Below are 14,459 nucleotides of genomic sequence, written 5' to 3' on the forward strand. Positions count from 1 at the left end.
CACTCCTCGGCCGAAGCAGCGCTGGGCCAGCGCGCATTTCTTCGCCCGTATGGATGTCTACGGCACACCCACGCTGCTCCAAGCACCGTCCACGGCAGCATATACGGCGGGATCAGCAGCAAACAAGGTGCTGGCGGCCGACCGCGTGAGCTTGGCAAACGACTTGAAGCTCATATTCTTCGTGGCCTTCTTGTCGGTCAACGCAGCATACCAAATCTTGCCAGTCCTATCCCAGGATTGTCCACCGATGCCTTTGGCTGCAAGATAGAAGGCATAGTTTGGGATGCCGCTGTTGTGGTGCGGGTCTCCTCCGGGAACATAGTTTGCATAGTTGTTTGGCTGTGGGGAAAGACAATGGGCCGCGCCTGGGTTTGACAAGTCGCGCAGACATGTAAAGCCCTTTGTCTTCGCTGCAGGGCCTATGATTCCCGCGCCGATGAGCCAGTCTGCCTTGGTAACGGATTGCTTGGCCTGCCATTGACGGAACATGGAGCCGAACACGTCGGACACGCTTTCATTGAGTGCTCCAGCCTCATTGGTATAGACTAGGCCTGCGGTGTACTGCGTGACGCCATGCGTCAGTTCATGGGCGATCACGTCGTTTGAGTTCGTGAAATCGATGAATATCTGACCATCTCCATCGCCGTAGGTCATCTGAGCGCCATTCCAGAAGGCGTTGTTGTAGTCCGTATCGAAATGAATGGACGACATCAGCGTCATTCCGAGGTCGTCAATCGAATTGCGCCCAAAGCAAGTTCTATAAAAATCCGCAACGGCGGTCGTCTCACCGAACGCTCGTTTTGCCGTTCCGTCGGCCGAACCGCCGGGATTAGCAACCGGGATTCCGGGCAACGAAGTTGTGTTCTGACAATCATAGATTGTGACTTTCGGTGCCGCTGCAAGCATCAGAGCTTTTGGGCGGGCAAGAAGGCTTGCCTGGATTGCCTGATTTTGCGCAACCCGCAGTTTCCGCCAGATCGGCTCCAGAGCTGCAGTCGCTTGAAAGGCGTCACGAGACCTCTTTGGCAGTGAACTGTCTCTTGCGAAACGTTCAATCACCTCTTTCGGAACAATAAAGCAACCGCAGCCGGAAAACATGACAAAGTCCTCCTTGAATCGGCTTCAGAAGATAACCCTGTATTTCTTATTGTATTAATCAGAATTGCACCTGATCGCGCCTTACAGCGGGATGTTGTCGTGCTTCTTCCAGGGGTTCTGCATGTCCTTGTTGCGCAGCATGCGGAGTGCGCGTGCAATGCGGCGGCGGGTCGAATGCGGCATGATCACCTCGTCGACATAGCCGCGCTCGGCGGCGACAAAGGGCGACAGGAAGCGATCCTCGTAAGCCTTTGTGTGCGCAGCGATCTTTTGCGCGTCGCCTATGTCCTTACGGTAAATGATCTCGACGGCGCCCCTGGCGCCCATCACCGCGATCTGCGCCGTCGGCCAGGCGTAGTTCATGTCGCCGCGCAGGTGCTTTGAGGCCATCACGTCATAGGCGCCGCCATAGGCCTTTCTGGTGATGACGGTGATCTTCGGAACGGTCGCCTCGGCATAGGCGAAGAGGAGTTTCGCGCCGTGCTTGATCAGCCCGCCATATTCCTGCGCGGTGCCGGGCAGGAAGCCAGGAACATCAACGAAGGTGACGATCGGGATCGAAAAGCAGTCGCAAAAGCGCACGAATCGCGCCGCCTTGCGGCTTGCATCCGAATCGAGCACGCCGGCAAGCACTATCGGCTGGTTGGCGACGAAGCCGACCGTGCGGCCTTCGACGCGGCCGAAGCCGGTGACGATGTTCTTGGCAAAGCTCTGCTGGATCTCGAAGAAATCGCCCTCGTCGGCAACTTTGAGGATCAGTTCCTTGATGTCGTAGGGCTTGTTGGCATTGTCGGGTATCAGCCGGTCTAGCGACAGGTCGTGATCGGTGACCGACTGGTAGCATTCGATCTCGGGAATTTCGGCGGTGTTGGAAGCAGGAAGCAGATCGATCAGCCGGCGCATCTGCAGCAGCGCTTCGACGTCGTTGTCATAGGCGCCGTCGGCGATGGACGACTTGGTCGTGTGGACACGGGCGCCGCCGAGGCTCTCGGCGGTCACCGTCTCGTTGGTGACGGTCTTCACCACGTCCGGACCGGTTACGAACATGTAGGAGGTGTGGCGCACCATGAAGATGAAGTCGGTCATGGCCGGCGAATAGACGTCGCCGCCGGCGCAAGGGCCCATGATGAGCGAAATCTGCGGGATGACACCGGAGGCCAGAACATTGCGCTGGAAGATCTCGGCGTAGCCGCCGAGTGCCGCGACGCCTTCCTGGATGCGGGCGCCGCCGGCATCGTAAAGGCCGATAATGGGCGCGCGGTTGCGCAGCGCCATCTCCTGCACCTTCACCACCTTCTCGGCATGGGCCTCGGACAGCGAGCCGCCGAATACGGTAAAGTCCTTGGCGAAGACATAGACCGGGCGGCCGTTGACGGTGCCCCAGCCGGTGACGACGCCGTCGCCGGCGATCTTGGTCTTCTCCATGCCGAAGTCGGTCGAGCGGTGCTCGACATACATGTCGAACTCCTCGAACGAACCCTCATCGAGGAAGACATCGATGCGCTCGCGGGCGGTGAGCTTGCCTTTCTTGTGCTGGGCATCGATGCGGGCCTGGCCGCCGCCCATGCGGGCGATCTCGCGGCGGCGCTCAAGTTCCTTCAGCACGTCCTTCATCGCTCGATCCCCAAAACGGAAAGCCGACTTGTGGTAATCATGCCGGCGGGGGAGCGCAAGCACCGCTGTTGCCGTCGACTTGTTGCGCTGCAACATGAAGCCTCTTGCATTTCCGAGCGAACTGGGCCATATGCGGCGGCATAGGCGCTTGAGCCGGGACTATCCGGCCTTCTCGACAAATGAGACTGGTTGCGTCTGTTTTCCCTCTTTCCGACATATCGGCAAGGCGGCGAAAAAGCCCCGTGGCATGACGCCTGCGGGCACGACAGCGCAGCCGTGCGGACGAAAGCGTCCGCCGCCTTGTCGTTTCATGACAATTTTTTCGACGGCAGGTTGCGCCCTGCCGCCATTGATGTTTGCGGCCAGGAGCCGCGTGAAAGAAGACTATTTTGACCAACGAAAACACAGCGGAACTGAACGGTTTCGCAGCACTTGGAATTACCGGCGCGCTGCTCAAGGCCACTCATGCCGCCGGCTTCACCGATCCGAAGCCGATCCAGACCCAGGCGATCCCGCCACAACTCGAAGGCCGTGACATTTTCGGCATAGCGCAGACCGGCTCGGGCAAGACCGCGGCCTTCGCGCTGCCGATCCTGTCGAAGATCATCGCTCTTGGCACCAAGCGCCGGCCGAAGACCACCCGAGCCCTGATCTTGGCGCCGACGCGCGAACTCGCGGTGCAGATCGAGGACACCATCAAGATACTCGCCAAAGGCGCGCATGTCTCGACCGCCCTGGTACTTGGCGGCGTCTCGCGCTTCAGCCAGGTGAAGAAGGTTGCCCCCGGCGTCGATATCCTGATCGCCACCCCCGGCCGCTTGACCGACCTGGTGCGCGAGGGCGACCTCGTGCTTGCCGACACCAAATGGCTGGTGCTCGACGAAGGCGACCGCATGCTCGACATGGGCTTCATCAACGACGTCAAGCGCATCGCCAAGGCGACTGCGCCGGACCGCCAGACGGCGCTGTTTTCGGCAACCATGCCGAATGAGATCGCCGAGCTGGCCAAGGGCCTGTTGAAGAACCCGGTTCGCGTCGAAGTCGCGCCGCAAAGCACGACGGCTGCGGAAATCGTGCAAGGCGTCGTCTTTGCCCGCACCAAGCAGAAGCGCCAGGTGCTGTCGAAGATGCTCGCCGACGATGCGATGCGCTCGGTGATCGTGTTCTCGCGCACCAAGCATGGTGCCGACCGCGTCACCAAGGACCTTGCGCGTGACGGCTTCGACGCCGCCGTCATCCATGGCAACAAGTCGCAGAATGCCCGCCAGAAGGCGTTGAACGATTTCCGCGCGGGTTCGGTGCGCATCCTCGTGGCGACCGATATCGCGGCGCGTGGCATCGACGTGCCCGGCATTAGCCATGTGGTGAATTTCGACCTGCCTGACGAGGCCGAGAGCTATGTCCATCGCATCGGCCGCACCGGCCGCAACGGCATGGACGGCATCGCCATCACGCTCTGCGATCCTTCCGAGAACAGCAAGCTGCGCCAGGTCGAACGCATCATCCGCAGCAAGCTGCCTGTTATCGCCGACCATCTTGGCAGCCCCGATCCTCTGCGCGATCCCAAGGAAAGGAACGAGCGCAGCTTCGAGCCGGCCAACGACCATAATGGCCGTCGCGACGGCAGGCGGCCCGGTGGCGCGAACAACGGCTTCGGCAAGAAGCGGTTCGGCGACAAGCCGGCGTTTGCAGGCGAGCGCAAGCCGGAAGGCGCCAAGCCTTTCAAGGGCAACAACAAGCGCCGCTTCGGCGGCAAGCGGCCGGCAGCGCGGGCTGCGTAGCCAGAGAGAGCTGCGTTCAGCCAAGCCTGTTGAGCTTGGCTTGATCGCTGACAACTGAAAAAGGGCGGCTGAAGCGATGCTTCGGTCGCCTTTTTTGCATGGCGTTCCAGGTTTACTTCACCACCGCCTCAATCCACACCGCGATCCGCTGCGCGAGGAAAGCCGTGGTCGATGGCGACAGCGCATCGCCGGCGATGACGTGGTTGTCCCGATCGCCGGTGTCGTCGACCGGCCCCAGTTCGTGCGCGGCGCCCCAGCGGCCGGCGATTTCGCGGGTCCGGTCGGGCCGCACCACTTGGTCCGAATTCGAAAAGATGAACAGGGCAGGGATGGTCGCCTTCTCCACCGGTGCGCCATAGGCAAGCTTTGTCAGCGCCGCCATCGGCAGCGTCGCGGCGATCGGGTAGCGGCAGGTCCAGAATTTCTGATGCAGCGCGTTGCGCGGCGCGAAGCTGTGCTCCCTGCCGGCGATAAGCTCGGCGATCTCTTTGCCCCACGGCATGGTCAGGATGTCGGCGCCGGAAGCCTTGACGCCGAAATTCGGCGAGATGAACGCGATCGCGGCGATGCCGTCGGAGGCCCCTGGCTGCGTTGCGGCCCATGCCGCCAGCGAGCCGCCGGTCGAGGTGGAGATGACGATCACCTTGTCGCCGATCGCCCGGCCGATGGCGAGCGCTTCCTCGTAATCGTTGATCCAGGCGTTGACGCTGCCTTCGGTCATCGCGGCGCCGTCCTGCCCATGGCCGGTGAGGCGCGTGTAGAAGAGGTTGGCGTCGAGCTGGTCGGCCACTTCATCAGGCAGCGGACGAACCTCGCCCTTCGATGCCGAAAAGCCGTGGATATAGGCGATCGACAGCGGCGTCCTGGCGTGGACCATCGGATCGGCCCAGATGATCTCCTTGTCCAGCCCGTCGCGGATATCAGGCACGGCAGCCTCTTCGCGCGCCAGATAGGCCTGCGGGTCGTCGTCGATCACCGAGGGATCGAAACGGATCGTGGTGTCGACGACGACGCGCGGGCCAAGAAGGAAGGCCAGGACAAGGAAGGCGACGAGACCCAGCACCGCAAGCACGATCCGTCGCCCCATCGCAGACTCCACCCAACAATTTTCAACCTATGGCCGCAGCCGCAAACAGGCAACGGGCATCCTGTGGGCAACGGTCGCCAAATCCGATCCTATTCGCTTGGCGGCTTGCGGTCGAAATTCAGCGGTCGCGCTTTCCAGCCGGTCGCCGTGCCGATGACCCAGCGGCAGAATGGCTGCGGCAGCAGGGCGAGCAGCTTCAGGCCCCAGCTCAGCCGGCGCGGAAAGGTGACTTCGAAGCCGCCGGACTTGATGCCCCGCGCCATGCGGCGCGAGGCGCGGTTGACGGGCATCAGCCCGGGCATCGGCAAGAAATTCTTTTCGGTGAGCGGCGTGTCGACGAAGCCCGGATTCATCACCTGGATGCGAATATTCATCTTGTCGAAATCGTACTTCAGCGACTCGGCCAGGATGTTGATCGCGGCCTTGGTGCCGCCATAGGCGGCCGTCGTCGGCCAGCCGAAGTAAGCGGTGACAGAACCGACGAGGACGATATGGCCGCGTGCACGGACGCGCATGCGCTCGATGACCGGCACCAGGCCGTTGATGATGCCGAAATAATTGACTTCGAAAGACTGGCGAAAGCCACGGACGGTGAGGTCTTCGCCGGGGGTCGCGATATAGTTCCCGGCGTTGAAGACGGCCAGGATGATCGGGCCGAGATCCTTCTCGATGGCCGCAACCGTCTTTGCCATGCGCTTCTCGTCGGTGACGTCGCAAGGATAGGCAGTGACATGGCCAGGCATCTGCGCCGTCTCGACAACAAGCGTGTCGATCGGATCGTCATCGAGCGCTGTCACCGCAACGGTAAAGCCCTGGGCGGCAAGGTCCTTGGCCAATGAGCGGCCGATACCGCTGCTGCCGCCTGTGATCCAGGCGACGCCGTGCTTCGGGTTGGCCCGATAGAGTGTCATGCTCTGCCCTGCAAATGTGATGCTAGTGCTCTAGCGGGCGGCAAATCGAATGAAAAGAGCGCTTTTCAGTTCCCAGGTTGAAATGAATGCGGAGACGCGGCATCTGGCTTCAAGAAATCGCAGTGCCCGAAATGCGACTGGACCAGACAAATTCTTGCCTTGAAACCGAAGCTTCGGGTTTCTAGGGTCTCGCCGCACGCACAAAGGAATCTCCATGCCCCGTTCTGTGATCGACGTGATCGGCAACACGCCCCTGATCCGCCTCAACAAGGCCTCGGAAGAAACCGGCTGCGAGATCCTGGGCAAGGCCGAATTCATGAATCCGGGCCAGTCGGTCAAGGATCGGGCCGCCCTGTTCATCATCCGCGACGCCGAACAGCGCGGGCTGTTGAGGCCGGGCGGCGTCATTATCGAAGGAACGGCCGGCAACACTGGCATCGGCTTGACGCTGGTCGCCAATGCACTCGGCTACCGCACCGTCATCGTCATCCCTGACACACAGAGCCAGGAGAAGAAGGACACGATCAGGGTGCTCGGCGCCGAGTTGATCGAAGTGCCCGCCGTGCCTTACAAGAACCCAAACAACTATGTGAAGCTGTCGGGGCGCCTCGCCGAGCAGATGGCGCGGTCCGAGCCGAACGGCGCCATCTGGGCCAACCAGTTCGACAACGTCGCCAATCGTGACGGCCATATCCGCACCACCGCCGAGGAAATCTGGACCCAGACCGGCGGCAAGGTCGATGGCTTTGTTTCAGCGGTCGGCACCGGCGGCACGCTGGCCGGCGTCGCCTTCGGGCTGAAGGCCAAGAACAGGCAAGTCAAGATTGCGCTCGCCGATCCGCTGGGCGCCGCACTTCACTCCTTCTACACCAGCGGCGAGCTGAAGGCCGAGGGCAGTTCGATCACCGAAGGCATCGGGCAGGGGCGGATCACCGCCAACCTCGACGGTTTCACGCCCGACTTCTCCTTCCAGATTCCGGATGAGGATGCGCTGCCAATCGTCTTCGACCTGGTCCAGCAGGAAGGCCTGTGCGTTGGCGGCTCGACCGGCATCAACATTGCCGGCGCGATCCGGCTGGCGCGCGAACTAGGCCCCGGCCACACTATCGTGACCATCCTTTGCGACTATGGCACGCGCTATCAGTCGAAGCTATTCAACCCGGAATTCCTGCGCGAAAAGAAGCTACCGGTGCCAGGCTGGATGGAACAGCAGAGCAGGATTTCGGTGCCGTTCGAAAAGGTTGCGTGATGGCCTACAAGACGGAAGCGCTGTTTCGCGACGATGCCTATCTGAAGACGGCTGACGCCACCATTGTCGCCGTCAACGATCGCGGTGGCTTCATTTTCGACCGGACGATCTTCTATGCCACATCGGGCGGGCAGCCGGGCGATACGGGCGTTCTTGAACGCGCCGACGGCAGCCGCGTCGCGATTGCCGCCACCATCACCGGCGAAACCAAGGACGAGATCATCCATGTGCCAGCGCCCGAGCATACGGCTCTCACCGTTGGCGAGCAGGTCAGGCTCGCCATCGACTGGGAGCGGCGGCACCTGCTGATGCGCATGCACGCTGCCTGTCACCTGCTCACTGTCGTCTGTCCATTCCCGATCACCGGCGCCTCGGTTTCCGAGGACGACAGCCGCGTCGACTTCGACATCCCCGATGCCGGCTTCACCAAGGAAGACGTGACGGCCAGGCTGATGGAAATGGTGCGGGCCGACCACCCTATCTTCACCCGGCTGATCACCGACGAGGAACTGGCGGCCAATCCCGGCCTGGTGAAATCCAAGAACGTGCGGCCGCCCGCCGGCACGGGCCAGATCCGGCTGGTCTGCATCGGCGAGAATGCCTCGATCGACAGCCAGCCCTGCGGCGGCACCCACGTGAAGAGCACCGGCGAAGTCGGCGAGATCTATATCGGCAAGATCGAGAAGAAGGGTCGCGAGAACCGGCGCTTCCGCATACGCTTTGGACCGATGCCGTCGACCTGAACGCCGCTAACGGCAGGCAAGGCAGGAGAAGAAGAATGGCTGAAGACAGTCCTTTCACCGTCGACGCGGATTGGCTGCAGAACCGTCTTGGCGAACCAGGCCTGACGATCGTTGATGCGTCCTGGTATCTGCCGGCGCAGAAGCGCGACGCGCGCGCCGAATATGACGCTGCACATATCCCCGGTGCGCGGTTTCTCGATCAGGACGCGGTCTCGGATCCGGATTCGCCACTGCCGCACACACTGGCGTCGCCACAGTATTTTGCGCAATATGTCGGCGCCATGGGCATTTCGGCTGACGACATCATCATCGTCTATGATGGTCCGGGTTTCTTCTCGGCGCCGCGCGCGTGGTGGATGTTCCGTGTTATGGGCGTCTTCCAGGTCTACATACTGGACGGCGGCTTCGATCGCTGGAAAGCGGCCGGCCGGCCGGTGGCGGCGGAGCCTACTAAGACAGCGCCTTGTGTATTTCATGCCGACTTCGATGCCGGCCGTGTCGCCAGCCTCGCTGACATGCGCCGGATCGTCGGAACGAGGGAGAGCCAGATCGCCGACGCCCGGTCTGCTGGCCGCTTTGCCGGCACGGAACCGGAGCCGCGCGCGGGCGTTCGCTCGGGTCATATGCCAGGTGCGCGCAACGTGCCGTCGTCGACGCTTGCCGAGAACGGCGAACTGCTGCCGAAGGACCGCTTGCGCAAGGTGATCGAAGACGCCGGCATCGACCTGTCGAAGCCTGTCGTCACCTCGTGCGGCTCCGGCATCACGGCCGCAGCGATCACGCTGGCGCTTGAGACGCTCGGCCATACCGACAACAGGCTTTACGACGGCTCATGGACGGAATGGGGCGGGCTAGGTGATACGCCCGTTGTGACGGGCAAGGAATGACGGCGATGGAAGACGGAGCGCTGGAAGACATCGAGGTTACGGTGACGTTCCTCGAAATGCATGTGCCGCCGGCTTATTTGCCGCCGTTGCCGTACAATCGCCAGATCGCCCTGCTGAAGACCAAAGACATCCCGCTGCATTTCTACCGCTACCTGATGGACCGGGTGGGGCGCAAATGGCATTGGGTCAACGTGCTGCGGCTTAGCGACGAGGAGCTTTCGGCAGGTATCCACCGCGAGGATCGCGACATCAGGGTGCTTTATCTCGACGGTGCGCCGGCCGGCTTTTTCGACCTCAAGCCGCACCTGCCTGAGGAGGTGGAACTCGCCTATTTCGGCATGATGGAGCACGCGACCGGGCAAGGCATCGGCCGCTGGTATCTGGGGGCGGCGATTGACGCTGCCTGGTCGCACGGGCCAAAGCGGGTGACGGTGCAGACCTGCACGCTGGATCATCCCGCGGCATTGCCGCTTTACCAGAAACTCGGTTTTACGCCGGTGGCGCAAAAGAAAGAGATCGTACATCCGATGTCTTTCGCCGAGCGCTCGGCCAGTGTCATGCAGCCGTGATTTCTCCTGGAACTGACTTTTTGTTGTTCCAGCAGGGCCGAAGCCTCTGGATCAACGCTCAAAGAGGAACTCGGCTTGAATGAGCCGGACAAGTCCAACGGTGATGGCGCGAAAGGATCGGACGATGGCAATACGGGTAGTGATGGCCGGCGCGACCGGCTGGGTCGGCAAGGCGCTGGTGCCGGCGATCGGGGCGCAAGCCGATATGGCGCTGGCCGGCGCGGTTTCACGCAGCGGCGCCGGGCAGGATTCCGGGCTGCTGGTCGGCATGCCGGCCAATGGCGTGACCGTTTCCGCCTCGCTGGCGGAGGCGCTGGAGGTGCCGTCCGATGTGCTGGTCGACTACACCAAGCCGCATGTGGTGAAAGACCATGCGCTGCACGCCATCTCGAAGGGACGGCATGTGGTGATCGGCACTTCGGGGCTTGGGGCCGCCGATTACGTCGATATCGATGCCGCGGCGCGTGCCAATAAGGTCGGTGTGATCGCGGCCGGCAATTTTTCGATCACCGCTACGTTGATGAAGCGTTTTGCCCTTATGGCGGCGAAATATGTGCCCGACGTCGAGGTCATCGACTATGCCAGCGCCAAGAAGCCCGACGCGCCGTCAGGCACCGCGCGCGAGCTTGCGGAAGCGCTGGCCGACGTCCGCAAGGCATCGACGGCGCGGCCAGTCGCGGAGGTCTCAGGTGTGCCGGGCACACGCGGCGCCGCGGTTGGTGCGGGCCAGGGGGTGCAGGTGCATGCGCTTCGCCTGCCTTCCTACATCCTCTCCTGTGAGGCGCTGTTCGGCCTGCCCGACGAGCGGTTGACCATCCGCCATGATGCCGGATCGTCCGCCGCTCCTTACGTAGCCGGCACGCTACTCGCCATCCGGCGGGTGCAGGAGGTCACCGGGCTGGTGCGTGGCCTTGATGCCCTCATGGACTAGGGCGCTGATATTCAGGTGATGCCGGCCTACGAACGGCGGTTTCCTGCACTTTCGGTGCCCGCGTACGCTCCGCTCCGGTTTTCGAAAATCACGATCCTCGGCTCGGCCTGACCTGAATCTCAACCTAACACAATCGCTAAAGATCGCTTGGCAGGAATCGGGTGGGAAGCGCTAAGGCAGGAGCGTAATTTCCAGGTTAGCGACACCGGAGATTTCACCATGACCATCCAGTTCAAAGCATTGCCGACCGAGGATGTGAGAGCCTTGCAGCGCGGCGGGCCGGACGCTTATGGCCGTACGCCCGAGCGGATGATTTCCGACGGCGACGGCATGCCGTGCCGGCATTGCCTCAGGAATGTCGCTGCCGGCGACGCCTATCTCATCCTGGCCTATCGGCCGTTTCCGGAACTGCAGCCCTACGCCGAGACCGGGCCGATCTTCCTGCATGCGGAGGAGTGCGCGCGTGCCGGCGAGACCGATGCGCTTCCCGAAATGCTCGAAAGCACCGACTATATCGTGCGCGGCTACGGGAAGGATGATCGCATCGTCTATGGCAGCGGCGGCGTCATTCCGACAGACGCCATAGCGGCGCGGGCGGAGACGTTGTTCGAGCGTGACGACATCGCCTACGTCCACGTCCGCTCGGCGCGCAACAATTGCTATCAGTGCCGCATCGAGCGGGCGTGAAAGGACGAACCGCGCCGATGGTGCTCGCGGCTGTCGTACTCCCGTCGCATTGCCGCGCTAAAAGATAACCGTCGATCGATTTTGCCGACCGCGGATGAACCGGCGGAAAATCTCGATATCAGAGGAAAGCGGGGCTTTGGCTCCGCTTTTTTGTTGCCCTTATTTTCCGCGGAAAGAAAAACCCGCCGGAACGAACCGGCGGTCGACAGGAGGAAGCTGTACTTTCGGACGGAGGTCAGGCCGCCAGGACTGCCTTCGGCTCGACTAGCTCGTAGCCGAGCGCCTCGGCCACGGCGCGATTGGTGATCTTGCCCTTGTGGACGTTGAGGCCATTGCGCAGGTGGTGGTCGTCGACCAGCGCCTTCAGCCCCTTGTCGGCGAGTTGCAGGCCGTAATGCAGCGTCGCGTTGTTGAGCGCATGCGCCGAGGTGACCGGCACCGCGCCCGGCATGTTGGCGACGCAGTAGTGGATGACGCCGTCGACCTCGTAGGTCGGCTCGGCATGAGTGGTGGCGTGCGAGGTCTCGAAGCAGCCGCCCTGGTCGATGGCGACGTCGACAAGCACAGCGCCTTTCTTCATGCCGGACAGCATTTCGCGAGTGACGAGCTTTGGCGCGGCTGCACCCGGGATCAGCACGGCGCCGATGACGATATCGGCGGAGAAACATTCCTCTTCCAGCGCCTCGACGGTTGAGTAGCGGGTGTGTACGCGGCCGCCAAAGATGTCGTCGAGCTGGCGCAGGCGCGGGATCGAGCGATCGATGATGGTGACGTCGGCGCCGAGGCCGACCGCCATCCTGGCCGCGTGGAGACCGACGACACCGCCACCGAGCACGGTAACCTTGCCGGGCAGCACGCCGGGCACGCCGCCGAGCAGCACGCCGCGGCCGCCATTGGCTTTCTGCAGCGCGGTGGCGCCAGCCTGGATCGACAAGCGACCAGCGACTTCCGACATCGGCGCCAGGAGCGGCAGGCCGCCGCGGTCATCGGTGACGGTCTCGTAGGCAATCGCGGTGACGCCGGAGGCCAGCAGGCCCTTGGTCTGGTCCGGATCCGGAGCGAGATGCAGATAGGTGTAGAGGATCTGGCCATCACGGAGCTGCACCCATTCGTTGGGCTGCGGCTCCTTGACCTTGACGATCATGTCGGACTTGGCAAACACGTCGGCGGCAGTCTTGGCAATGGTGGCGCCGGCGGCGCGATAAGCGTTGTCGTCGGCACCGATGCCGGCGCCGGCGCCGGTCTCGACCAGCACTTCATGACCATGCGCGACATATTCGCGGACCGAGCCCGGCGTCAGGCCGACGCGGTATTCGTGATTCTTGATTTCCCGAGGGCAACCGACGCGCATTTTTATTCTCCTGATCAGGCCCCTTTGGGCTCACTCCCTGTATTGGTGCAGTAGACCACGAATCGCTGCGCAAGTGTTTGCGAATGCGCTTGCGCTAATGGGCGCAGTTCGATAATCGTTGCGCAAAATAGACGAATTTTCGAAAGAACCACGAAAAATGCCGCTCGACAGGATCGATATCGCCATTCTCGAGACGTTGCAGAAGGATGGGCGGATACCCAATGCGGCACTCGCCGAGAAGGTCGGCCTGTCGCAGTCGGCCTGCTCGCGGCGGTTAGACAATCTGGAGAAATCCGGAACCATCCGCGGCTATCATGCGCGGCTGTCCAATGCCGCGCTCGGCCACCAGATGACGGCGATCGTGCATATATCGCTGTCGGGGCAATTCGAGAAGACGCTGTCGGATTTTGAGGCGGCGATAAAGCGCTGCCCGAACGTTCTGTCCTGCCACCTGATGTCGGGCGAATACGATTATATCCTGCGCATCGCGGCGAAGGACCTCGTCGACTATGAACGCATCCACAAGGAGTGGCTATCGGCGATGCCGCATGTGACGAAGATCAATTCATCCTTCGCCCTGCGCGAGATCGTCGACCGGACGGCGATGGGGATGAAGCCGGAACTGGCGTAGAGTCCATCTGCAAACTCTACTCTGCCGGACGCCTGACGCGGTTTTCTCCGCTTCCGTTGCTCACGGACTCAAAAGTCCGCTCCGCTCCGGTTCTCGAAAACCACCCCATCCGCCTCGGCAGAGCGAGTTTTCAGACAGACTCTGCTAGGATTTGAAAGCTCTGTCACCACCCGGTCCATCGGGATGTCGTGCGGTTGCGGGTAGATGGTAGCGATGCGCTGCAGTTCGTAGCCGACACCGATGACTAGCGGCTTGAAGGGCATCGCCGCCAGCGTCCGGTCGAAGAAGCCGCCGCCATAGCCGAGGCGATAATGCTGGGGATCGATGCCGACGATCGGCGAAATGACGATGTCGGGCAGCACCGGATCGCCTTCCGCCGGGATCGGGATGTTCCAGACACCCTTTTCCAGCCGGTCGCCTTGTGCATAGCCACGAAAGACCAGTGGCTGGCCCTTGTCGATGACAACCGGCAACGCGGTGCGGCCGCCGCGCGCGTTGATGGAGGCCATCCAGGGTCGCAGATCCGGCTCGCCGCGAAACGGCCAGTAGAGGCTGACCATGCGGCCGTCGATGTCACCGATGAGCGTGTCAAGACCTTCGGCGATGCGCTGCGACATTGCCGCCCGCGCGTCGGCGGCAACAGCCAGACGTGCCGCGATCAGGCGCTCGCGCTCGGCCTTGCGCCAGCGTTTGACCTCGCTCCAGTCGGATAGCGGCACCCGGAATTCCGGGTCAAGTTCGTGCATGAAGCAAGGCGGCGAGGAATACTGCGCCAGACCTTCATCGTCATGATCGCTAGGCAAGTTTAACCCCTGTTGTCCCGTTTCGACGAGGCTATACCCGGCAGCAAGATGCGACATGTGCATTCGCGACATCGAACGGCGAATCCCAAGCACTGGGAAGACCGCTCGTTGTTGCAC

Annotated in this window: 14 protein-coding genes; 8 read left to right on the forward strand and 6 right to left on the reverse strand. The window is 62.2% G+C overall.

The genetic code is table 11. The annotated features are described in order from the left end of the window. Positions 1 to 57: 57 nt before the first annotated feature. Positions 58 to 1,098 (reverse strand): M4 family metallopeptidase, encoded by a 1,041-nt coding sequence (locus EN859_RS00455; protein WP_127851880.1) that lies wholly within the window; start codon positions 1,096 to 1,098, stop codon positions 58 to 60. 81 nt (positions 1,099 to 1,179) lie between these two features. Continuing rightward, on the reverse strand, positions 1,180 to 2,712 hold the full coding sequence (locus EN859_RS00460) for an acyl-CoA carboxylase subunit beta (protein WP_127852289.1): 1,533 nt from the start codon (positions 2,710 to 2,712) through the stop codon (positions 1,180 to 1,182). Positions 2,713 to 3,101: 389 nt separating this feature from the next. Here EN859_RS00460 and EN859_RS00465 point away from each other — a divergent pair, with 389 nt between their 5' ends. Then, the gene (locus EN859_RS00465) at positions 3,102 to 4,493 is read left to right on the forward strand and encodes a DEAD/DEAH box helicase (protein WP_127851881.1); all 1,392 of its coding nucleotides are present in this window, start codon (positions 3,102 to 3,104) and stop codon (positions 4,491 to 4,493) included. Positions 4,494 to 4,605: 112 nt separating this feature from the next. Here the strand turns inward: EN859_RS00465 and EN859_RS00470 are convergent, their stop codons facing one another. Both EN859_RS00470 and EN859_RS00475 read right to left on the reverse strand, forming a co-directional pair. Further along, entirely contained in the window at positions 4,606 to 5,580 is a 975-nt protein-coding gene (locus tag EN859_RS00470; protein ID WP_127851882.1) for an alpha/beta fold hydrolase, read from the reverse strand. An 89-nt stretch (positions 5,581 to 5,669) separates the two neighbouring features. Next, positions 5,670 to 6,491, reverse strand: a complete 822-nt coding sequence (locus EN859_RS00475; protein WP_127851883.1) for an SDR family oxidoreductase — start codon at positions 6,489 to 6,491, stop codon at positions 5,670 to 5,672. 214 nt (positions 6,492 to 6,705) lie between these two features. Between EN859_RS00475 and EN859_RS00480 the strand changes: the two genes are divergently transcribed. The 6 genes from EN859_RS00480 to EN859_RS00505 all read left to right on the forward strand — a co-directional run bounded on the left by EN859_RS00480 (position 6,706) and on the right by EN859_RS00505 (position 11,557). Next, on the forward strand, positions 6,706 to 7,740 hold the full coding sequence (locus tag EN859_RS00480) for a cysteine synthase A (RefSeq protein ID WP_127851884.1): 1,035 nt from the start codon (positions 6,706 to 6,708) through the stop codon (positions 7,738 to 7,740). Next, the gene (locus EN859_RS00485; RefSeq protein ID WP_127851885.1) at positions 7,740 to 8,483 is read left to right on the forward strand and encodes an alanyl-tRNA editing protein; all 744 of its coding nucleotides are present in this window, start codon (positions 7,740 to 7,742) and stop codon (positions 8,481 to 8,483) included. The genes EN859_RS00480 and EN859_RS00485 overlap by 1 nt, the downstream gene beginning before the upstream one ends. 35 nt (positions 8,484 to 8,518) lie before the next feature. Next, complete coding sequence (gene sseA / locus EN859_RS00490) at positions 8,519 to 9,370, forward strand: 3-mercaptopyruvate sulfurtransferase (RefSeq protein ID WP_127851886.1); 852 nt, start codon at positions 8,519 to 8,521, stop codon at positions 9,368 to 9,370. Positions 9,371 to 9,375: 5 nt separating this feature from the next. Beyond that, entirely contained in the window at positions 9,376 to 9,939 is a 564-nt protein-coding gene (locus EN859_RS00495) for a GNAT family N-acetyltransferase (RefSeq protein WP_127851887.1), read from the forward strand. A gap of 124 nt (positions 9,940 to 10,063) precedes the next feature. Beyond that, entirely contained in the window at positions 10,064 to 10,870 is an 807-nt protein-coding gene (gene dapB, locus EN859_RS00500; protein WP_127851888.1) for a 4-hydroxy-tetrahydrodipicolinate reductase, read from the forward strand. Between the two features lie 219 nt (positions 10,871 to 11,089). Next, positions 11,090 to 11,557 carry a DUF1203 domain-containing protein gene (locus tag EN859_RS00505; RefSeq protein WP_127851889.1) on the forward strand — a complete coding sequence of 156 codons (468 nt, stop codon included), beginning with the start codon at positions 11,090 to 11,092 and terminating at the stop codon, positions 11,555 to 11,557. Between the two features lie 235 nt (positions 11,558 to 11,792). Here EN859_RS00505 and ald read toward each other — a convergent pair whose 3' ends face one another. Further along, complete coding sequence (ald, locus tag EN859_RS00510) at positions 11,793 to 12,908, reverse strand: alanine dehydrogenase (RefSeq protein ID WP_127851890.1); 1,116 nt, start codon at positions 12,906 to 12,908, stop codon at positions 11,793 to 11,795. A gap of 157 nt (positions 12,909 to 13,065) precedes the next feature. On the opposite strand from ald, the gene EN859_RS00515 reads away from it, so the two are divergent. Next, a complete protein-coding gene (locus EN859_RS00515; RefSeq protein ID WP_127851891.1) occupies positions 13,066 to 13,539 on the forward strand; it encodes an Lrp/AsnC family transcriptional regulator in 474 nt (157 codons plus the stop codon). 68 nt (positions 13,540 to 13,607) lie between these two features. Here EN859_RS00515 and EN859_RS00525 read toward each other — a convergent pair whose 3' ends face one another. Continuing rightward, positions 13,608 to 14,342, reverse strand: coding sequence for a 5-formyltetrahydrofolate cyclo-ligase (locus EN859_RS00525; protein WP_127851893.1), 735 nt, complete (start codon positions 14,340 to 14,342; stop codon positions 13,608 to 13,610). Positions 14,343 to 14,459: the final 117 nt, after the last annotated feature.

This window comes from Mesorhizobium sp. M00.F.Ca.ET.216.01.1.1, assembly GCF_004010325.2.
Lineage (GTDB): Bacteria > Pseudomonadota > Alphaproteobacteria > Rhizobiales > Rhizobiaceae > Mesorhizobium.